Source organism: Butyrivibrio sp. VCB2006 (genome assembly GCF_000420945.1).
GTDB lineage: Bacteria > Bacillota > Clostridia > Lachnospirales > Lachnospiraceae > Butyrivibrio.
Genome location: NZ_ATVX01000001.1, coordinates 64608 through 86587, shown reverse-complemented (window position 1 = coordinate 86587; position 21980 = coordinate 64608). Strand labels below are relative to the sequence as shown.

The window sequence follows — 21980 nt, the reverse complement described above, 5'->3', positions numbered from 1 at the left end:
GAAATTGAATTTAATATTTCATATTTATTGTATTGTTTCAGGCCCCAGCCTGGTTCCAACTTCAAGCTTATATCCAAGCAAAAAGTCTTTAACAGCCATTCTCTTTTTGCCTTCAAGCTGTACCTCAAATATCTGCAGGTATCCGTCTCCCGTAAGAACAATAAAGGAATCCTTTAGTACTCCTACAATAGTGCCGGCCTTTTTATCGTTTACAGCTTCCTGTCTAAGTTCGTCGGCGCCATCATTAAGTTCCTTGGCAATCTGTCTGAACTCAAGCTCCATAAGAGATTTAGCTTTCCAGATTTTAAAGGTCTTTTTACCAAGTGTAGTATATGCGCTTGGCCATGGATTAAGACCTCTGACAAGATTTCTGATGGTTTCGGAAGACTCATTAAAATCTATTCTTCCCATATCCTTGCTGAGTTTGCCACATTTTGTAGCCTTTTCTTCATCCTGAGGAACAGGTGTAATCTCTCCTCTCTCAAGCCTAGGAAGAGTCTCTACAATAAGTTCGCCTCCAAGTACGGAAAGCTTATCAAAAAGTTCTCCGCCTGTCTCATCATCAGCAATAGGGATAGTTCTCTGTGTAAGAATATCTCCTGTGTCCATTCCTGCAGCCATCTGCATGATTGTAACACCGGTCTCTTTTTTGCCATCTAAAATAGCCTGCTGAATAGGAGCAGCTCCTCTGTACTCAGGAAGCAGTGAAGCATGAATGTTCACGCATCCAAGTCTTGGAATATCCAGGATTTCCTGTGAAAGGATCTGTCCAAAAGCCGCTACTACATAGATGTCAGCATCGTATTTTTTAAGTTCAGCCACATTTTCAGGAAGCTTGATCCTGACCGGCTGAAAAACAGGTATATTATGTTCAAGGGCGCAGGCCTTAACGTCTGAAATCTGCAGTTCTCCGCTTCTGCCCTTTGGTTTGTCCGGCTGAGTAACAACAAGCTGAATCTCATGTCCGGCTTCAATTATCTTCTCAAGAGCTGCCCTGGCAAAGTCAGGAGTTCCCATAAAGATTATCTTCATATTATTCGTCGACCTCTTCCTGATCAGCCATAAGCTCTTCGTTATCTACAAGTTCGCCTTCAACCTTCTCGACATACATATGTCCGTTAAGGTGATCATTCTCATGAAGAATAGCTCTTGCAAGAAGCTCCTCTCCCTCGATCACAAATTCATTGCCATCAAGGTCAGTAGCCTTAGCCTTAACATAATTAGGTCTTGTAACTACGCCAGACTTTCCGGGAATAGAAAGACATCCCTCGTAGCCTGTCTGCTCACCGCTAGTCTCAAGGATCTCAGGATTGATAAATACAAGTGGATCCTCTCCTGTGCAGTCAATTACAAATATTCTCTTAAGTATTCCAACCTGTGGTGCAGCAAGGCCAACGCCGTTTGCTTCATACATGGTTTCAAACATGTCTTCCACAAGCTCTTTTATTCTAGGGGTAATTTCCTTAACTTCCTTGCAGTTCTTGGCAAGTACGTCATCACCGTATTCTCTGATAGTTCTTATTGCCATGTTTTTCTCCTCATTAATTATTCTTAAACAAGTATACCATATGTTGTAGTTTCATATAAAGAAACGCAAAATTATCGCATGTTAGAATCCGTTTACCGGATCAAAATCAAACTGGACTGAGATTTTCTTAAGTTTTCCTTCATCCTCCAGCCCTCGGATATATTTTTCAAGCATATCCTTATATTCTATAAGTCCCTGATAATCATCCATTTTAACATACACAGCCATGCGGTAAACATCGTTGATCTTGCCGATAGCTGCGGAAGCCGGGCCTATAAAGATAGCTCCGTCTTTTTTGTTTTGTTCCATGATGGCGCGAAGACGGTTTGCAAACTGCATACCAAGCTCTTCATCATAGCTCATTATCTGAACCGACATCATGTGGGATATTGGCGGATAGCGAAGAAGATCTCTATAAGCAATTTCTTCTTCATAAAAGGCTTCGTAGTCCTGATTCTTGGCAGTCTGAATGCTGTAATGCTCAGGCTCATAGGTCTGAATTACCACATTCCCCGGCTTCTCTCCTCTACCTGCTCTTCCCGCAGCCTGTGTCAGAAGCTGGAAGGTCCGTTCACTTGCTCTGTAATCGCTGGCATACAACGACATATCTGCAGCAAGAATTCCAACCAAAGTAACATCCGGAAAATCATGGCCCTTAACTATCATCTGCGTCCCTACAAGAACGTCCGCCTCTTTAGCTGCAAAAGCAGACAGTATCTTATCATAGCTGCCCTTAGTCCTGGTAGTATCGGCATCCATTCGAAGAGTCCGGGCGCCAGGCCAGAACTTTTTAACCTCATCTTCTATCTGCTGAGTTCCCGCTCTGAAAGAGGACACATATTTGGAGCCGCACTTAGGACATATCTTTGTAAGGGGCTGTTCATAACCGCAGTAGTGGCACACAAGTCTTCCGCCTCTGTGCTCCGATAAAGAGACATCGCAGTGAGGGCATTTAAACACATATCCACAGGACCTGCAGGACACAAATCCTGCCAGACCTCTTCTATTTATAAAGAGCATTGCCTGCTCGCCTTTAGAGAGTCTGTCCTCCATAAGCTCCTGCAGTCTTCTGGAAAAGATTGATCTGTTACCACTACGAAGTTCTTCTCTAAGGTCAGCAATCTCTACCTGTGGAAGTGTACCGCCTGTGAGTCTTCTTTTAAGCTCAAAGAGATGGTACTGTCCTTTTTCGGCCCTATAATAGGATTCAAGAGAAGGCGTTGCAGAACCAAGTACCACACTGGCGCCTCCAGGAACCAGTTTTGCCAGCTCTATAGCTGTTTCCCTTGCATGAAATTTAGGCATGGATTCACTCTTATAGGTGGATTCATGCTCCTCGTCAATTATTATTATTCCTGTGTTTGGAAATGGTGTAAAAAGAGCTGACCTGGGGCCAATGATAATGTCTATATCACCGGTCCTTGCTCTCTCCATCTGATCATACTTTTCTCCCGGAGAAAGAGATGAGTTCATAACTGAAACCCTGTCTCCAAAATGCCTGTAGAATCGCATCAGTGTCTGATATGTAAGGGCAATTTCCGGAATGAGAACAATGGCCTGTCTGCCTCTTTTTATAATCTCATCGATAAGTGCTATATAGACCTCAGTTTTACCGCTTCCGGTAATACCGTGAATTAGATACGTATCTCTTTTACCGGTATCATAGTCCGAAACAAAGCTGTCAACAATTTCCTTCTGTTCGGGACTAAGCTCCTTGGTGCCATATCTTGAAGAATCTCCAGCTACAGGTTTCCTAAAATACTCTTCCTCATCAATTCGAATTATGCCTTTGTCACTAAGGCTCTTAAGCGTAGCCGCCGTAACATGAAGCTTACCGGTAATAAGTTCGTAGGGAATTCTCTCATCAGGTGTAGCCAGAAGTTCAGCCATAATTCGTTCCCTGGCCTTTTGTTTCTTGCTGACGCACTCGTGGTAGTATTCCGTAGCCTCTCTAAGGTTCATTCGAAGAGAAACAAACTTATGCACCTGCTTATTTTGTTTCTTGGTAACGGGAAGAACAGTTTTAAGAGCTGCTATCATGGTGGAGCCATAATATTTCTTCATCCATGCAGCCAGCTTAATGGATATTTCCTCTGCGCTCTCACTGTCAGCAGGGATATTCAATATTTCTTTTATCTTGGAAGGCTCCCAATTTGCCTCATCAGTAAGCTCCATAACATACCCTTTTCTAAGAGTATTTCCCCTGCCAAAGGGCACTTCAACAGGACTCCCGACATCGATCTTCTCCTTCAATCTGTCAGGAATCCTGTATTGGAACAGCCTATCAACTTTTTCGTGTGAAATGTCAATTATGATATTAGCGTATTCACATGAAGTCATTATAAATCCCCATTAAGTGAATTTAATTATTGCGCTCATCAAGGATTTCCTGAATGATAACGCGCTCATCCATAGGATATTTTACACCCTTGATTTCCTGATAGTCTTCATGGCCCTTACCTGCAAGAACAATAATATCACCCTGCTCGCCATGTTCGATAGCGTATTTGATGGCCTCTTTTCTATCTGTAATCTTGATATACTTGCCATCAGTTTTCTTCATACCTGTCTCAATATCATTCATGATATCTTCAGGTTCTTCAAATCTTGGGTTATCAGAAGTAATAATAGTAAAGTCTGAATATTTTCCACTGACTTCACCCATCTCAAATCTACGGAGCTTACTTCTGTTACCGCCGCAGCCGAATACACTGATAAGACGGTTTGGATGATAATCTCTAAGTGTTGTAAGAAGGCTCTTAAGTGCCATTGCATTGTGAGCATAGTCAATCATAAGTGTGAATTCATCAGAAACCTTGACCATCTCAATTCTGCCCTTAACCTTAGCCTCTTTAAGGGCCGGTGCAATCTCCTCAGGTGTGCATCCAAGCTCGGAAGCTACAGCAATGGCGCAAAGTGCATTGTATACACTGAACTTACCGGGAGTTCTGATCTCAGCATGCATGTTAATAAGTCCCTCAGTGTCAAAGAACACACCGAGTTCGCCTGGTTTACGAATATAAGCAAGATTTATAGCGCGAAGATCAAGTTCCTCACTAAATCCATAGGTATATGCCTTGCAAGTATGTCCTTCAAGAATATCATCTGTATGAATATCATCGCCGTTACAGATACCTATCTTACACTGTTTGAACAAAAGTCCCTTGCAGTGCATGTAATCCTCGAAATCCTTGTGCTCATTAGGTCCGATATGATCCGGCTCAATATTTGTGAAGATACCGATATCAAAGATAAATCCCTGAGTTCTGTGAAGCATAAGTCCCTGGGAAGATACTTCCATAACTACGCTGTCGCATCCTGCCTCAACCATCTTGGCCATATACTGCTGAAGAGTAAAGGACTCAGGAGTTGTATTCTCTGCGTGAATATGCTCGTCTCCGATAATAACCTCAATTGTCCCGATAAGACCAACTTTGTGTCCGGCATTTTCAAGCATATTTCTGATAAGATATGTAGTTGTTGTCTTACCCTTGGTTCCTGTTATACCAATGGTCTTAAGTTTTCTGGCAGGATGATCAAAATACGCTGCAGAAATAAATGCCATCGCATATCTGGTATTCTCAACTCTGATAACAGCAATCTTACTATCTTCTGGAAGCTCTACATTCTGTTCAACTACAATAGCAGCTGCCTTTTTCTGAGCGGCTTCCATAGCGCAGGAGTGTCCATCGAAATTTGCTCCCTTAATGCATATGAAAAGAGATCCTTCTGAAATCTGTCTGTTATCATTAACAACATTCTTAATTTCAATGCTGTCAGTATCAACGATCTCCGCTGAATTGCCTACTGTTACCTTGCAGGTAATCTCCTCTAACAATTTGGAAAGTTTCATTTTTCCACCTCCGTTTAACCTACTATTTTGCTTAAAAAGTAATTAATTTAACTTAATAATTAACTAATTTTGATTAATTCTAATTTTTAGATTTTTTTCACAATTTATTCACATTTTTTTGTTAATATAATAATCAAGAAGTGAGTAACAACTTACTCACTATCTCCCCCTCATAAGAAACCGCAGACACACGCCGACGCGTGTGTTTTTGTGGTTTATGGGGTTCTTTTTTCATGAGGATTTCCCATTACAGGAAATCGCTCATGACATACTGCAAACTCTCGCGCCCCTGATAGCTGTTGATATCAGGATAATACGCCACATTTACCTTCATGGTTCCATCTGTATTTCCACTATAAAGATCATCAATGGCTGCCTGTCCATATTTCTCAGACAGATATTCATGCCATCTATCCATATCACCAAAATACATCATATCATACATAAGTCCGCTTTCATCTGTGACCCTGTATTTGCCGCAGTTCCTGTTTTTGCCAAGAATGCGTCCGGATAAAAGCACCACATCTCTTTGTGCAAATAATGGCTTGGTATTGCCATTTCCAAATGGCTCAAGGCGCTTAAACTCCCTGACAAGATCCATATCTGCATACTTGAGAGGCATAACCATATCTATATGAAGTGTAGGCTCAAAATCACCTTCCACCAGATTACAATTGTCATTTAGCCTCTTGCGAAGAGGCTCAACATTTTCTTCCGGAAGAGATAATCCGGCAGCCATCTTGTGTCCGCCAAATTTGGTAAAGAGATCCTTACAGACTGAAAGCTCTTCATACATGTCGTACTTCTCAATAGATCTTCCGGATCCCTTAACTCCGCCGTCTGCCGCTCTTGTCAAAACAATAGTCGGCCTGTAATACTTTTCTTTTACCTTGCCTGCGATAATGCCCGCAATAGACTCGTGAACATCAGGAAGATACAGCACCAATACTTTAGGGCATTCTCCTTCTCTGGCTCTCTGCTCCTCTACTATTTCTATGGCACTGTCTACGCCAAGCTTGGTCATATCCTTGCGATTATCATTGAGCTGCTTGAGAATGGCAGCAATCATGGCAGCTTTTCCCTCATCCTCTTCAAAGAAAAGAGTAAGTGCACGCTCCGCAAGATCAAGTCTTCCCGTAGCATTAAGGCATGGTCCAAGAACAAAACCGTAGTGATAGCAGGAAATATTGTTCTCGTCAAGGCTGTTCTGATGAATAAGAGCCTTCAGTCCCGGATTAGTTGTTCCTCCAATGAGCTTGAGTGATTCTTTTACAATAACTCTGTTCTCGTCCTTGAGTTCCATTACGTCGCAGACTGTAGCCAGCCCTGCATAAATCAGCATCTCAGTGAAGTAATCTCCAAGTTTTTCTCTACTATCCTCAAAAAGCTCGGAAAGAACCTGCATAAACTTATAAGCAACTACCGCTCCGCAGATTTCCTTAAAGGGATAATCTCCCTCACGTCTCTTTGGATCAATCACTGCATCAGCAGGAGGGAGGATCTCTTTCTTATCATCACCCTCTCCCATTTCAAAAGGAACTTCATGATGATCTGTAACTACAACAGTCATGCCCTTATCCTTGGCATGAGCTATCTGCTCACTGGCTGCAATCCCATTGTCGCAGGTAATAATTGTATCTATACCCGTTTCAAGAGCTTCATCCACAAGCTTAATGCTAAGGCCGTATCCGTCCTTAACCCTGTCAGGCAGAACGTAATCTACATCTGCCCCAAGAAGTCCCAGGCCATGAGCCAGAATATAAGAGGAACAAATGCCATCAACATCATAATCTCCAATAACTCTAATCTTGGCCCCGGCTGTAATCCTCTCATGCATGACCTTGGCGCCTTTATCCATATCCGCCATTTTGTGCGGATCATGAAGCATCTCAAGACCACCATCCAGATATCTTCTAACCGCCTCATCAGAGCAATCGATGTCTTCAGTTTCTCTGCTATTTATAAGTCTATTAGCTATAAGTCTTGCTGTAATGTTCCTGATACCAAATTCCTTGGCCAGTCTGTCAAAATCAGCTTTCTTATTAGCTACCATCCATTTTGCCATAAATATCCCCATTTCAATATAAAAAAAATTGCGTTTTTCAAGGCGAAAACTGCTGCTCCAATTATACACCATCCGCCCCGATACTCGTATAAAAACGTGTAAAAAAGAACCGATTCCCCAACTTGAGGAATCGGTTCTCAAATATCATATTCTGATCAGTTCACTTAATTAAGCTGCCTTTGAAAACAGTGTCTTGAACTTAGTCTTAAGGTCGTACCACATTGGTGATGCAACAAAGATTGATGAATATGTACCGCAGATTACACCAACCATAAGTGGAAGTGCAAATGCCTTGATGTCAGCAACACCAAATGCATAAAGTGCAGCTACTGTAAAGAATGTTGTAGCTGATGTGAAAAGGCTTCGTGTAACTGTCTGAGCAACACTGCCATTAACAAGATCAGCATACTCCTTCTTGCTTGTAGCATTAGCAAGGTTTTCTCTGATACGGTCGAAAGTAACGATTGTATCGTTGATAGAGTAACCGATGATTGTAAGTACAACAGCAATGAATGTGTTACCAACTGCATATCTTGTAAATGCATAAGACACAATTACGATAAGTGCATCATGTGCAAGAGCTATGATAGCAGCTGCACCAAACTTGATGTCCTTGAATCTGATCCAAATGTAAATAAGCATACATACAAGAGATACAAGAAGAGCTACAATAGCGTCTGCTCTCATCTCGCTACTGATAACTGAACTGATTGTCTCAGCGGCAATGTTATCAGCTGATACACCGTAATTATTTGTAAGTACATCTTCAACAGCTTCTCTCTGCTGAACATTAAGTGTAGGTGTCTTGAAGATAACCTGTGTTGTTCCGGATACTGTCTGAATCTGAATCTGGTTGATTCCGGCTGCCTTCTTGATATCCTCAGCAACTGTCTTCTCAAGATCAGCAAGTTCCTTAGCTTCCTCGAATGTAACAGTTGTAGATGTACCACCTACAAAGTCAAGGCTGTAGTTGAATGCCCCCTTGCCCTGTCCGGCATTTACGCCCATTGCGATGAATCCTGCAATGATGATTGCACATGAAACACTGTAGAAGATTTTTCTCTTACCAACAAAATCAAATTTAACGGGTGCCTTAGCCTTACCGTAAAGAACAGGGTTCTGAAGCCCGATTCCATAGAACAGTGATGTAATAGTTCTTGTAATTACAAGAGCTGTGAACATTGAAAGGACAATACCAAACATAAGTGTTATAGCAAATCCCTTGATTGATCCTGTTCCAAGAATATAGAGCCAGAATGCTACGATGAATGTTGTTACATTACCGTCGATGATTGATGAAAGAGCTTTGTTATAACCAGCCTTTCTTGCCTCATTAACATCCTTACCGCCGGCGATTTCTTCCTTGATTCTGGAGAATACAAGAACGTTAGCATCAACCGCCATACCGATTGAAAGGATGATACCTGCAATACCAGGAAGTGTAAGTGTCTGCTCAAATGCTGAGAGCATGAACACCATAAGTGATGAATAGAATGCAAGTGCAAGTGTTGCTGAAAGACCAAGTATTCTGAAGAATACGATCATGAATACAGCAATAAGAGCAAAACCAACTGCTGCAGCATAAAGTGATGTTCTGATAGCGTCAGAACCAAGCTGAGCACCAACTACGTTAGAACGGAGCTCGTTAAGCTGAAGCTTAAGTCCACCGATTCTGATCATAGATGCAAGATTTGCTGCGTTCTCATAATCAGACATTCCTGTGATAACAGCCTTGCCATCTGTAATAGCAGCCTGAACTGTAGGAACACTGATGAACTGTCCGTCATAGTAGATACCAATGCTCTCGCCATTTGCATATGCCTTTGTCGTAGCCTCTGCAAATGCTGTTGTACCATCCTCTGTAAACTCAAGAGATACGATTGGCTCATTTCCGCCATATGAATCCTGCTGATATCCAGCCTGAGCTGTCTCAACATCTGAACCTGAAAGAACGATTGAACCATCTGCCTCAAGTTCCTCGATTGTCTTGTTCAGTTCATATGTATAGAAAAGACCATATGTTGAATCAAGCTTGTACTCGTAGTTTGCATTTCCCTCTGAATCTGTCTGGGCAATAAAGTACAAGTTACCAGGCTGACCAAGTTCTTCCAATATAGCATTGGCATCTGATACACCTGGAATTTCGATGTTAATTCTGTTGGAACCTTCCTGATAAACAAGTGACTCTGTGCTGTACTGATCTACACGCTGCTGAAGCTTGTATATTGTATCAGACATATCCTCTTTGTCAGGATTCTCATCCCCAACTACTTCATAAGTGATGCTGACACCACCCGCAAGATCAAGTCCAAGTGGAATACTGGATAATGATCCTGACTTGTCTGAGCCAAGTCCTACTACTGCTGAATATCCAAGTCCCCCAAGGAGAGCCAGCATAAGGATCAGCCCGATCACTGATTTTAAGCGTTTCATACTAAAAATCCTCCCATTAACCTTCTTCTTCGGCTAAAGCCGCTTTTATCATAATGGCACATTCTATGCGCTTTCTCTGAAGCTCACATCCGTGCTTATATGTTGTGTTAATATCGCCATTGAAATTATAGGCGTTGGCAGCGCAACCGCCGCTGCAATAATATCTTGCGAAACACTTCTCGCATTCAGGTCTGGAATAAACATTACTCTTCTTGAACATCTCGCGAATGTCATTTCTTGTTATTCCATCATATACATTACCCATAATGAAGTCTTCATTACCAACGAACTGATGGCAAGGGTAAAGGTCTCCCCAAGGAGTAACACCAAGGTACTCGCATCCTGAACCACATCCTGAAAGTCTCTTTGCTACACAAGGGCCGCCTTCAAGATCAATGTTAAAGTGGAAGAAATTAAAGCCTCTTCCCTCTTTGTGTCTCTCAATATAGAACTTGGCAAGCTTGTCGTATTCCTCGCAAAGCTTAGGAATATCTTCATCCTTGAGCGCGTACCAGTCCTCAGGCTTAGCTACAACAGGCTCTACTGAAATCTGCTTGAAACCAAGATCTGCAAGATGCTTAACATCCTCTGAGAAATCAAGATTGTTATGAGTAAAGGTACCTCTTACAAAGTATCTGAGCTGATGACGGGATTCTGCCACCTTCTGGAACTTAGGAACTATATCCTCGTAGCAGCCCTGTCCGCCCTTCCTTGGACGCATAAAGTCGTTAACCTCTTTACGTCCGTCGATAGAAAGAACTATATTACCCATTTCCTTGTTGACATACTCAAGTATCTCATCATTTAAAAGGGTACCGTTTGTTGTAATAGTAAATCTGAAATTCTTGTTGTGCTCTTTTTCAATAGATCTGCCGTATTCAACGATTTTCTTGACAACTTCCCAGTTCATAAGTGGCTCGCCGCCAAAGAAATCAACCTCAAGGTTTCTTCTGTTGCCGGAATTCTTGATAAGGAAATCAAGAGCCGCCTTACCAACTTCTTCACTCATGAGAGCTCTTCTGCCGTGATACTCCCCCTCGTCAGCGAAACAATACTTACATCTGAGATTACAGTCATGTGCTATGTTAAGGCAAAGAGCCTTGATTACTGTATCTCTGTTCTGGAAATCTTCTACGTAGTTCTCATATACATCATCTACATAGAGGACTTCACCTGCTCTGAGCTCTAAAAGCTCTTCTATAGCTTCTCTGATGTCTTCCTCTGAGTATTTGTCCTTAATATCAGTAGTACTTGTAACATCATCAAAGAGCCACTTAACATCTGCCTCGTCTACACCAGTGTTATCCTCGGCAGCTGCTGCAGTACCGTATTTGTCCTGCAGTCTTTTCTCTACGACCTCTACAAGGTCGAAAACAACGTCATCTACAACATGCACTGAACCACTGTTAACATCTAAAACGATGTTGTAGCCGTTGTTCTTATACGCGTGAATCATAAATACTCCTAACTAATAACTAATTACAAAGTCAGGCTCGGAAATGCCTCCTTTGAATAACCACAAAAAGTGAGCAGCGGCAAAGCCGCTGCCCGACATGACTAAATCATGTTTCCGGGATTAGTTATGTGCTTCCCGGAATATCTGAACCGGTAAATTACTTGCTAAGCTGTTCGCAGCTCTGATTTCCTACTGTGCAGGAAGTCTTGCAAGCAGACTGGCATGATGTCTGGCACTCGCCGCATCCGCCCTTCTTCATTGATTCCTTAAGGTTTCTTGTAACTAATGATTTAACGTGTTTCATAATTGCCTCCTACTAGAAAATGTGGTAATAACCATATTTCGAGTTTTTCATCAACTCACTATAACATATTTTCATAAATTTATAAAGAGCTTTTATTCTTTATTATCATCTTCAGTTTCTTGCTCCTTGAGCGGCTCTACATGCATCAGCACCTTGGTAATTCGGTTACGTTTGATTGCTCTTGCAGTAAGAGTTATTCCGTTGTCAAGAGTAACTGTTTCTCCATATCCCGGAAGTCTGTCAAGGTTCTCGATCATAAGACCACCGATAGAATCGTAATCCTCAGAATCCAAATCGGTGCCAAGAGCATCATTGATATCATCCAGTTTCATATTACCCTCAACAAGATACTTGTTATCTCCAAGATTCTTGATAAACTGGGCCTCATCAGAATCATACTCGTCTCTGATCTCACCAACGATTTCCTCAAGAAGATCTTCCAAAGTGATCATTCCCACCGTAGTCCCATATTCTGAGAGAACAAAAGCTACGTTTTGGGATTTTTCTCTCATCTCCATCAAAAGATCTGCTGTCTTCTTGAATTCATAAGTATAATAAGCTTTTCTTATGTAATCCTTTATCTTGAAATTGTCTTTATCTTCTATAAGGATAAGATCCTTGACGTTTATAAGTCCAATGATATTATCCTGCTCATTTCCCTCATAAACAGGGATTCTGGTGTACATTTCTTCCTTGAACACCTTCATGACTTCATTATAGTCATCATCAGAGCTTACACAGGACATGTCTATCCTTGGAATCATAATATCCTTGGCCACTGCGTCAGAGAAGTCAAATACATTGTAAATGATCTCTTTTTCTCCGGTCTCAATTACACCATCCTCGTGGCTGACATCAACATAAGTCTTGAGCTCATTTTCAGTCATAGCCACTCTGTTCTGAACATCTACTCTGAGGAGTTTCAGAATAACTGATGCCACAGCATTGACTACCACGCTAAGGGGCTTTGTTATAGCCATGATGAAAAGAATAACATTGGCATACCAAAGGGACATATTCTCGGAATATGCCGTTGCTATAGTCTTGGGAAGTATCTCACCTACTATAAGTACAACAAGAGTGAGTACTCCTGTACCAATACCTACCGCAAAGCTTCCCCAAAGATCTGTGACAAAGACAGTCATCAGCGCAGATGCACTAAGGTTTACAATATTATTTCCTATTAGGATCGCTGATAGCATTTTCTGTGTGTCTTCACATATTCTGATAACAGAAGCAGCTCTTTTGTTGCCTTCATCTGCAATAGCCTTCATCTTGACTCTGTTTACAGTCATAAACGCAGTCTCTGCAGAGGAGAAAAAAGCTGAGAGAAGCACCAGCACAATAAGTACTATCAGCCTGACTAAGTGAACGTTCAAAGTTCTTCCTCCTGTAAAACGTCAAGTATTTGCATGGGGTCAGTAACAAAAATATTATTAGCAGCGCCGGCTGCCAAAAGTTCATCCTTGGTTCTAAAGCCCCACAGACAGGATATACATCTAAGTCCGCTGTTAAGCGCTGTCATATGGTCAACTTCAGAATCACCTACATATACACAGTTTTCCTTGTTTACACCAAGTTCCTTTATGGCTGCTTCCACTGTATCCGGTGCAGGTTTCTTGCGTATTCCGGCAGACTCTCCGATGGCTACTGATATAAACTTGCTAAAATAGAGTTCGTTAAGCTCTTTTACAGCATTCATATATTTATTGGAAACTATAGCCAAGTTAAAGCCCTTATCATGAAGCGCTTCCAAGAGCTCCATAATATGTGGATAAGGACCTGTCTTATCGTTACAGTGAATCAGATAATATTCCTTGAAACAAGCAAACGCGTCTGCAAAAAGAGGATTCTTTTTGCCCTCAGGAACAGCAAGCTCCATAAGTCTCTCAACACCGTTTCCGACAAAGTGCCTGATTTCATCAAGTGATCTCAGGGGCATATTGTAACGCCCCAGAGCGTAATTAACACTGTCCATCAGATCTTCCAAGGTGTTAAGAAGAGTGCCGTCCAAATCAAAAATAACAGTATTGCATTTCATATCCAACTTTAATCTAAATGGAACACAGGGTGTAAATCTACAGCTACAGGGCTGTTATCAGGATTAGTCTCCATGATATCTGCCATAAAATCCCACCATTTACGGTTTATAGCAGTATCTGCACTCTTTGCCCAAAGCTCCTCATCTTCAATTTCTATATATCCATAGAGAACAAGAGTCTCAGGATCAAGATAAATACTGTAGTTGTGTCCGCCATGCTCATGGATCATCTGCTGCATTTCAGGCCACAACTCGTTGTGTCTCTTTTCGTACTCCTTCTCCATTCCTGGATATAACTTCATTTTAAAGCCTTTTCTAATCATCTTATGATCCCCCAATCCGGTTTTTCTTCATTGTGTCACACCGGAATTTCCCCATCAACGCAAATTTCTCTGAAACCTTCTCAGTTTCATGCATCTAAAGGTTTCTCATAGAAGTCTCTGATATCCTCATAGCCCTGCTCAGTAAGCTGCTGTTTCTGGAACTTCTTGTTCTTAGCCATGCGAACTGTGAGAACGTTCTTACCTGCTGCTCTCTCTTTCTGTGCCTCAGAAATAATCTCAGCAAGTCTCTCTCCCTTGATGCCTTTCTCAATAAGGAAAGCAATCTTATCGCTCTCTCCCGGAATCTTGAAGCCTTCATCCATCATGATCATGATGATACGCTCAAAACCAATTGAGAATCCGCAAGCCGGAGTATCCTGGCCAAGGAACTTACCAACCATCTTATCATAACGTCCGCCACCGCCGCAGCTTCCGCCGTACTGAGGCATAGCAACCTCGAAGATAGTTCCTGTATAATAGCTCATTCCTCTTACAAGTGTAGGATCAAATTCCATCTCAAACTGAGCTGTCTTGGTAGCATCTACACTGCTGATGATCTCATTGAGGTTGTCTCTTGTGTCAGCGTCAAGGAAACCTCCAATCTTATCAGCAATAACCTTGATACCCTCAAGATTCTGCTTACCTTCTGCTGCCTTGAAAAGATCCAGGTACTTATCAACGCTTGCCTGATCATAGCCCTGCTTAACAAGTGTCTCTGCCACGCCATCGATACCAATCTTATCCATCTTATCAAGAGTAATAAATACGTTATCGTATTCTTCCTCAGGGAATCCACTGTATGCAGCCATTGCCTTAAGCATTCTTCTGTCGTTGATACGGATCTTGAAATCCTTGAAGCCAAGTCTTCCAAGAGTTGTAGTTGTAGCCAGAATAAGCTCAATCTCAGCAAGATTTGAAGCCTCGCCCAAAATATCTATGTCGCACTGCATGAACTGGCGATATCTTCCCTTCTGAGGCTTGTCAGCTCTCCATACATTGCCCATCTGAAGCGCCTTGAATGGAGCAGGAAGCTCATTAGCGTGATTAGCATAGAAACGAACAAGGGGAACAGTCAGGTCATAACGAAGTCCTGAATCTGTAAGGTCGTTCTCTTCCTTGGCTGTCTCAAGGTTAAGCTTCTCTCCTCTCTTCATTACTTTGAAGATAAGCTTCTCATTCTCGCCGCCCTGCTTGCTGTTAAGATTAGCAAGAGACTCGACAGCAGGTGTTTCGATTGATGTAAATCCAAATTCTGCATAGGTCTTCTTGATAATGCCAATGCAATAATCCCTCAGCTGCATTTCTGAGGGCAAAATATCCTTCATACCAGTAACAGGTTTCTTAATTAAAGCCATATAATACCATCCTTACCTTATAAAAATTCAAATCTAATCATACACTCAAGCGCACTTTATTGCAATGCTAAAAGAAAGCGTTATCCGTTGTGCTCGCGAAGGAACTGAACGAATTGATCGCGCGGCATCGGACGTGCATAGAAGAACCCCTGAATGTGGTCGCATCCCAGTTTAATCAACTGGCGCGCCTGTTCACCGGTTTCTACGCCCTCTGCCACAATTTCTTTTCCGAGGGATTTAATGATCTTAATAAGATTAATCATTACCATATAAGAAGTTTCAGACTCAAATGCAGACTGAATTATGCTCTTATCAAGTTTGAACAGCTCCACAGGCATGGCTGCCACTCTGACGAGGTTTGAATAGCCTGTTCCGAAATCATCCATGGAAAAAGACATACCTATATCCATAAGTTTTCTAACATTCTCATCCATTACAGCTGTAATGCCCTGTTCATAGGTCTCGGTAATCTCAAAGTTAATCTCAGAAGGTTTTACCTTGAACTTATTAAGAGTTCCCATTACACTCTCAGCCAGATTGGTTTGTATGCAATCAACAACCGACAGGTTAACCTCTGTGTATTCAAGTCCGTACTTTCTGACATCTGTCTCTGCCAGCATCTCGCAGACCGCAGACAGAACATACCTGTCTATAGCGAGAATTGTTCCATTTCTTTCAGCTATCGGCATAAATATAGCAGGAGAAATATAGCCTAGCTGAGGGTCTTTTAACCTAAGCAAAGCTTCACAGGAAGAGAACTTGCCTGTAACAGGCGAATATATCGGCTGGTAAAAAACATCCAGAAGTCCGTCCTCCAATGCATGCTTAACAATGCCATCAATCTTCTTGTCGTGTTCAACCACCTTAAGATTAATGTCAGATATACGCACAATATCTCTGTTCTGCTTGCCAAGTGCTTTATCGAGAACTGCTTTTACTTCATGGAATCTCTCAAGACTGTCTACCTCATCAGGAAAGGCTATGGCATATGGAGTTTCAAACAGCTTGATTTCTTCTTCGCCAACCTTCCAGCTTTCCTTGAAGCGCTTCCTTATCTGTTCTGCCGTCTTATCTATTATTGTTTCTTCTGCCGTAACTCCCGGGAAAAGAATTACAAAATCCTCCATATAAGGATAGTAAATCGTTCCATCTGGGCTAAAGCCCTTAAGATATTCCGTAATCTGTTCCAAAAGCTCGGAAGAAAATTCCGGGGATTTTTCTCCCATAGTTACCACAAGTCTGTCAATGTGGATGCCAAAGATCGTAAACTCTTTTTTCTGCAGTATATTTGTGGATATTGAGAAGTCCATGGCATTTCTGGTGGCCGCCCCCGACATTCTATCCACAAACTCACTTGGATTTTGGAATGTATAAACACACAAAAGAAGTGCCAAAGAAACGCTAAATTCAAATATAGAGCTGGATTTTGTGACAATTCTTATAGGCACAGCCAGCAGCATCAGCACGTAGTATATCCATAGCGCGCAGGCTTTTTCAGTACTAAGAGATTTGGTGTATTTTATCAAAAGATATGTAGCAAAAATAAAGTACAGATCCGAGCCGATATAAACGGTGGCTCCCTGTGGATATATGTATTTAAGATTTCCTTCTTCGGTAAAATAGAAAAAGAATTCCGTAAAATATCCGATTATAAACAAAGATAATGAATATACGGTAGGTACAATAATTACAGCTTTTTTCAGAATCGTATTGGTATTAATCTGGAATATGCTCATTACATAGTTTATAGACAGATAAGGAAGAAGATACGCAAACATCTTTTCAGCTATGACCAGATAGCAGTTTCCATCATAACCTATCACCGTCTTAAATACGTCACTGTAAAGATATGCATTATGAAGAAGTCCCATAAGATTGAGCATGAATGCATCAAAAATCATGGCACCAAAAATATGCCCCTGCTTATTGTATACTTTTTCTTCAGACGCATGAATAAGATACGTCACCAGAATAAGTACAAGAGACGCGATGGAAAAACACGTATTATAAGTTTGAGGGTTAGTAAGAAGTTCCATTAAGTCACCCTTCCTCAAAATATGCATCTATAAACTTAACGTAGGAACTGTCCTTCATTGGTTCACCCATGTAATCACCAATAAGGAAATCGCAGCCAAGCTCCTCCGCCATTTTCTTATCATCCTCATTCTCAATATCTGTTGCGCCCACAAAAATGCTGACATCATGGAAAAGATTTACGATTCCCTCTGCCACAATTTTCATCTTGTCTGAAGCTGCAGCCATTCGCAGCACGGAAGTATCAAGATTTACCTGCAGAACAGGCAGAGAAAGGATTCTATCCAGATCTCCGTAGCCGCTTCCGAATTTATCTACAATAATATAGCTGTTCATTTCTCCCATGAGCTTTAAGTTGTGCTCTGCTATCTTGTTCATGGTAGTAAGAGTTGTTTCTGTAAGTTTAAGACTTATCCAGGAAGCATCCGCTTTCTCTTCCCTGAGTATTTTCTTCATTCTTCTAACAAAATCATTTCTCGATATTTCTCCCTGAGAAAGACCTACGATAGCCCTGTATTTTCCCTTTTTGTCTCCGCCATTCCAGAAAGACAACGCTCTGCAAGCCCTTCTATAGACATATTCATCCACATCAAGAAGCGCCTGAGTAGCCTTTACATCAGGAATATTCTTACGAAGATCCACTTCGTTTCCATTTTCATCCAGCGGAAAATAAATAACATCTGCGCTGTAGTTTATTCTGTATACCTTAGACAGCATAGGCTGATACTTGATAACAGAGGCCTTCTTATCAAGACTGATTCTGGCCAGATGATCATAATCTCTGGCCTTTTTAAGTTCTTTGAACTCAACGCTGTCTATATCAACAATTGTACTTTTATTTGATGCAATATCCTCCGTAACAATATCGATCTTATTCATAAGCTCAGCGGTTGTTTCATAATTGTTCGGATACTTTATAAGGAAGCAATGGACTTCCACCCTGATTGCCATTCCGGCGCTGTTCCATGGCTCTTTAAGCCTTTCAGCAATCCTCTCAAGTAATAGCTTTATCTTTTCATCATTCTTGCTGTGTATAGTCACAGCAAAAACGTACTCGCCATACCTGTATGCATAGCTACGCAGCTTATACTCAGTCATGCCGACATTTTTAAGATACTTGGCAATAAGTCTTACAACGCCCTGGGCTTGCTTATAGCCGATTTCTGAACTCAGAGCGCCAATATTATCAATGGTTACAAAGATTGTGCTATGGGGTTCTTTTCTTTTTATCTTGAGATCAAGTCCCTCCAAAAATGCCTTTCTATTGAGCATATTAAGGCCATCATCTACCATTTCACTTGGGTTCTGAAGTGTGATAAATACAAGGGTTGCACTGACTGTATTGCAGAAGTTTTCGATAAGCAGTGTTGGGAAAAAGAACTGAAGACATATGCCCACAAATATAAACACAACGTAAGAAGCTATGAACATTCTCGTCCTGAATCTCATGAGCTTATTGTACCTAAGCATCAGAATAACCCCGGCGCTTATGTAATACACGGCAATGACATAGTAAATCCCGATAAATGTTCCTCTATGATATAGACCGTCCTTGGAATAATAGAAAAGAATCGGTACAAACCAGTTGATCACAACGCATGTGGCACCCACCAGGTATCCAAATGCAACAAGCATAAAGTTTTTGATTTCTCTGAAGTTCACATAGATGTCAAGAACAGACATGACATAAAGCATGTAAGATGTAGCAGAAAACAAATGAGCAAGATAATAGACGGATCCAAATGCCTTTTCCGCATAAGGATACCAGACAGTATCAAAAGGATGCATTTGAAGATATGTCTCAAATCGCTCAGCTGCCGTAGCTATAAAAATCGCAAAAACAAGAAGGCCATAAGCTTTCTGTCTGTAGGCAGGAACCGACCTTCTAGACATAGTAGTTACAGCTATAGTCGCAACTATACACAAAGCGCAGATGTCAAAGTAGTAATTATACTGCATGCGCTAGCCTCCAGCTAGATTAATCAAAGCCACTTAAGCGGGTTACTGATCACTTTGGCCTTGCTCATAAAGTCATCCAAATTCCCCTTCAGGTACTCCTCCAGTCCAGTGACTTCCTCAGCTGAATAACCGTTTTGACTGATTATTTTGCAATCTGGAAGAAGGCCTTCTGCTATTTCAGGGCCATTCTTTCCATTCCTTTCGAACTTAATGCGTACTATCTTTCTGCCGGATTTGTCCGGAACTATTGCAGAATATGTCATTGTCATATTACCGTCAGCCATGTTCTGCTCCCCTCAACTAAAAACAAAAAGTGTTACCGAAAGTGCAAACTTTCGATAACACTATTATACATAAATTTATGCAATATTGATACTAAATTGTGTATTAAATCGTACCTCTCTTAATTCACAGGCTTTTCCGTCTATAAACTGCGGCCATTCCTGTAAATACAGGTGCTGCCTGTCATTTTCATAAAGAGGAGCAATTACAATCTTTGCATCAAGGCTTGTATCCGTATATCTCTTAAGGCCAAGTTCCCAAAGCTGTCCTGTGTAGAATGTGTCTGTAGCTATCTCATCACCTATGATAAACTTTGCTCCATCTCCCACAAAATCCACATGCATAAAGACTTCATTTGCATTTGCAGGAATATCTTTTACCGAAATGTTATAGCTGGCCTTTCCGTCTTCATCGTCGTTTCTTGTAAAGCTAGCCTTAGCACTAACAGTAAATACTTCATTACTCTCATAGATGGCAAAAGAATCCGATGTTCCATATTCGCCTACGTTTCCGGCAACTTTTTTGCACTGGAAGTTATTAAGAGTTCCTGCTATCTCAGGATAAGCCCTGAAAACAAGACTAGAATCAGTCTCTGTTTCAAAGAGGAAAGTTACCTTTCCATCAGCATCCGTAACTGCCTCTGCCGCCGCTATTACCAGATGTTCTTTTCCACCTATTACTACCTTGGATGAGTGAACCGCCTCTTCTCTGTTAAGAATAATGATCTTATTTCCATCGAGATCACCCTTAACATCCATGGACACTTCTCTGTCTGTATCAGTATAGAATACATAAGCATCATGGTGCTCTCCGTCCACGTCATGAAGGATGCAGATTGGAGTTGCGTCAATTGTGAGAAGCGCCTTACTGCCTACTTCCATGTTGAATGGGTAAAAGAAAAAGTCACCGTCTGCTACGTCACGCCTTGCAAAGCTTGCAAGCTTTGTTTTTCCGTCCTCAGCAAAAGCTGTAAGCTCTACGTCCTTATGAAGCGCCATCTCATATCTTCTCTGATAATTATTTACAAAAAGATATCCGCTGGCATATTCATTGCCCTTTGCGTCGGTTTTTTTCTTGTATCTGACTGAAGTTCTAAGATCTGTCAGATTATCGGGTTTAAGAGGATTTCCAGGCTGCTCTGTATAAGCCATATCGCAGAGATCATTGCCAAAATTGTGGATAAAGGTTGATATCAGTCGTACCTCTCTGTAGGTATCCTCCATCTGGCCAAACTCACGAAGTGGGGCATTAAAGTCATAGGAGTACTCAGGAAGATCGTTTGGATATCCTGTTGATGTGCATTCCTGAAGAGTCGTAAGTTTTCCTTTTGGATTTGTACCGCCGTGATACATATAGTATCCAAGGAGATTAGCGCCGCATCCAAGCTTGGTCATAGTCATTGCCGCAGTATCAAGTCCTGTAGCAATGGGTCTTCTGTGATGTGTAACCTGAACACCGCCACCAAGTTCCGCTGTAAGGAATGGGAATTTGTTCATATCAAAGGTGATTCCCACTCCAAGGCCATGGTCAGAGCCTATATTGTGATCGTTTCTTTCTCTTGTAAAAATGTAGTTTCCGCTGGGCTCAATTTCAGTAAATCTCTGATCCCATGGAGCCTCGCAGTAGCCTCCCATAACAGGAAGCATTCCACCGGTAACAGCTCCTCCCCAGCCTGTTGCTGTATATATCGGAGTAATAAAGCCAATCTCCTGGGCCATAGCCTTAAGGGTTCTCATATGTTCCTCACCCTCTTCTCCGCCAAGTCCGCCGCAATGGCCATACTCATTTTCAATCTGAATTCCTATAATAGGACCGTCGTCCTTAATGAAAAAGCCCTTGGCCTGCTCGTAGGTCTTTTCGTAGAAGTTTCTTACATGCTCAAGATACTGAGGTGCATTTGTTCTTAACTCATAGCCCTTATCCTTAGCATCTTCTAAAAGCCAATCCGGGAAGCCTCCATTTCTTGCCTCTCCATGTGCCCAGGGTCCAATTCGCAGAATGCTGTACATTCCGACTTTTTTAACTGTTTCAAGGAAATCTCTAAGGCATCTGTCCCCGGTAAAATCAAACTCTCCCCTGATTTCTTCGTGATGAATCCAGATAACATAGAGAGAAACAATATCTATGCCTCCGGCCTTCATTTTGCACAGTTCTTCTTCCCAGTTCTTCTTGGGATATCTGCTAAAATGCATTTCTCCCATCATAGGAAACCATCTTTTTCCATCCACAAGAAGACTTACGTTATCGTATCCTACCTCTGACTTAGAAGTTATTTTCATTACTCTTTCTCCTCACTACCCTTAAACAAGACACGTGGGCGGTGATACTTTCTTATCATCGCCCACCA

General features: G+C 41.6%; 16 protein-coding genes. All 16 read right to left on the bottom strand.

Annotation, left to right across the window (positions count from 1 at the left end; translation table 11 throughout):
• Nucleotides 1-24: 24 nt before the first annotated feature.
• On the bottom strand, nucleotides 25-1032 hold the full coding sequence (gene fmt, locus G613_RS0100365) for a methionyl-tRNA formyltransferase (protein ID WP_029230749.1): 1008 nt from the start codon (nucleotides 1030-1032) through the stop codon (nucleotides 25-27).
• Nucleotide 1033: 1 nt separating this feature from the next.
• On the bottom strand, nucleotides 1034-1528 hold the full coding sequence (gene def / locus G613_RS0100360) for a peptide deformylase (RefSeq protein WP_029230748.1): 495 nt from the start codon (nucleotides 1526-1528) through the stop codon (nucleotides 1034-1036).
• Nucleotides 1529-1609: 81 nt separating this feature from the next.
• Nucleotides 1610-3868: a replication restart helicase PriA gene (priA, locus tag G613_RS0100355; RefSeq protein ID WP_029230747.1), complete on the bottom strand. Its 2259-nt coding sequence runs from the start codon at nucleotides 3866-3868 to the stop codon at nucleotides 1610-1612.
• 22 nt (nucleotides 3869-3890) lie between these two features.
• Nucleotides 3891-5381, bottom strand: a complete 1491-nt coding sequence (locus G613_RS0100350) for a UDP-N-acetylmuramoyl-L-alanyl-D-glutamate--2,6-diaminopimelate ligase (RefSeq protein ID WP_029230746.1) — start codon at nucleotides 5379-5381, stop codon at nucleotides 3891-3893.
• 247 nt (nucleotides 5382-5628) lie between these two features.
• Nucleotides 5629-7446 carry a single-stranded-DNA-specific exonuclease RecJ gene (recJ, locus tag G613_RS0100345; RefSeq protein WP_029230745.1) on the bottom strand — a complete coding sequence of 606 codons (1818 nt, stop codon included), beginning with the start codon at nucleotides 7444-7446 and terminating at the stop codon, nucleotides 5629-5631.
• Between the two features lie 168 nt (nucleotides 7447-7614).
• Nucleotides 7615-9879 carry a protein translocase subunit SecDF gene (locus G613_RS0100340; protein ID WP_029230744.1) on the bottom strand — a complete coding sequence of 755 codons (2265 nt, stop codon included), beginning with the start codon at nucleotides 9877-9879 and terminating at the stop codon, nucleotides 7615-7617.
• 16 nt (nucleotides 9880-9895) lie between these two features.
• A complete protein-coding gene (scfB, locus tag G613_RS0100335; RefSeq protein ID WP_029230743.1) occupies nucleotides 9896-11335 on the bottom strand; it encodes a thioether cross-link-forming SCIFF peptide maturase in 1440 nt (479 codons plus the stop codon).
• A gap of 157 nt (nucleotides 11336-11492) precedes the next feature.
• Nucleotides 11493-11639, bottom strand: a complete 147-nt coding sequence (gene scfA, locus G613_RS17745) for a six-cysteine ranthipeptide SCIFF (protein WP_013281386.1) — start codon at nucleotides 11637-11639, stop codon at nucleotides 11493-11495.
• Between the two features lie 92 nt (nucleotides 11640-11731).
• Nucleotides 11732-13018, bottom strand: coding sequence for an HlyC/CorC family transporter (locus tag G613_RS0100325; protein WP_029230742.1), 1287 nt, complete (start codon nucleotides 13016-13018; stop codon nucleotides 11732-11734).
• A complete protein-coding gene (locus G613_RS0100320) occupies nucleotides 13015-13680 on the bottom strand; it encodes an HAD family hydrolase (RefSeq protein ID WP_029230741.1) in 666 nt (221 codons plus the stop codon). Before G613_RS0100320 ends, G613_RS0100325 begins: the two co-directional genes overlap by 4 nt.
• Nucleotides 13681-13688: 8 nt before the next feature.
• Nucleotides 13689-14003, bottom strand: coding sequence for an L-rhamnose mutarotase (gene rhaM, locus G613_RS0100315; RefSeq protein ID WP_026489596.1), 315 nt, complete (start codon nucleotides 14001-14003; stop codon nucleotides 13689-13691).
• 86 nt (nucleotides 14004-14089) lie between these two features.
• Complete coding sequence (hisS, locus tag G613_RS0100310; protein ID WP_029230740.1) at nucleotides 14090-15358, bottom strand: histidine--tRNA ligase; 1269 nt, start codon at nucleotides 15356-15358, stop codon at nucleotides 14090-14092.
• A gap of 80 nt (nucleotides 15359-15438) precedes the next feature.
• Nucleotides 15439-17394 carry an EAL domain-containing protein gene (locus tag G613_RS18270; RefSeq protein ID WP_029230739.1) on the bottom strand — a complete coding sequence of 652 codons (1956 nt, stop codon included), beginning with the start codon at nucleotides 17392-17394 and terminating at the stop codon, nucleotides 15439-15441.
• Between the two features lie 4 nt (nucleotides 17395-17398).
• On the bottom strand, nucleotides 17399-19351 hold the full coding sequence (locus tag G613_RS0100300) for an EAL domain-containing protein (RefSeq protein WP_029230738.1): 1953 nt from the start codon (nucleotides 19349-19351) through the stop codon (nucleotides 17399-17401).
• Between the two features lie 23 nt (nucleotides 19352-19374).
• The gene (locus G613_RS0100295) at nucleotides 19375-19635 is read right to left on the bottom strand and encodes a hypothetical protein (protein WP_029230737.1); all 261 of its coding nucleotides are present in this window, start codon (nucleotides 19633-19635) and stop codon (nucleotides 19375-19377) included.
• Between the two features lie 75 nt (nucleotides 19636-19710).
• Entirely contained in the window at nucleotides 19711-21912 is a 2202-nt protein-coding gene (locus G613_RS0100290) for a beta-galactosidase (RefSeq protein ID WP_029230736.1), read from the bottom strand.
• Nucleotides 21913-21980: the final 68 nt, after the last annotated feature.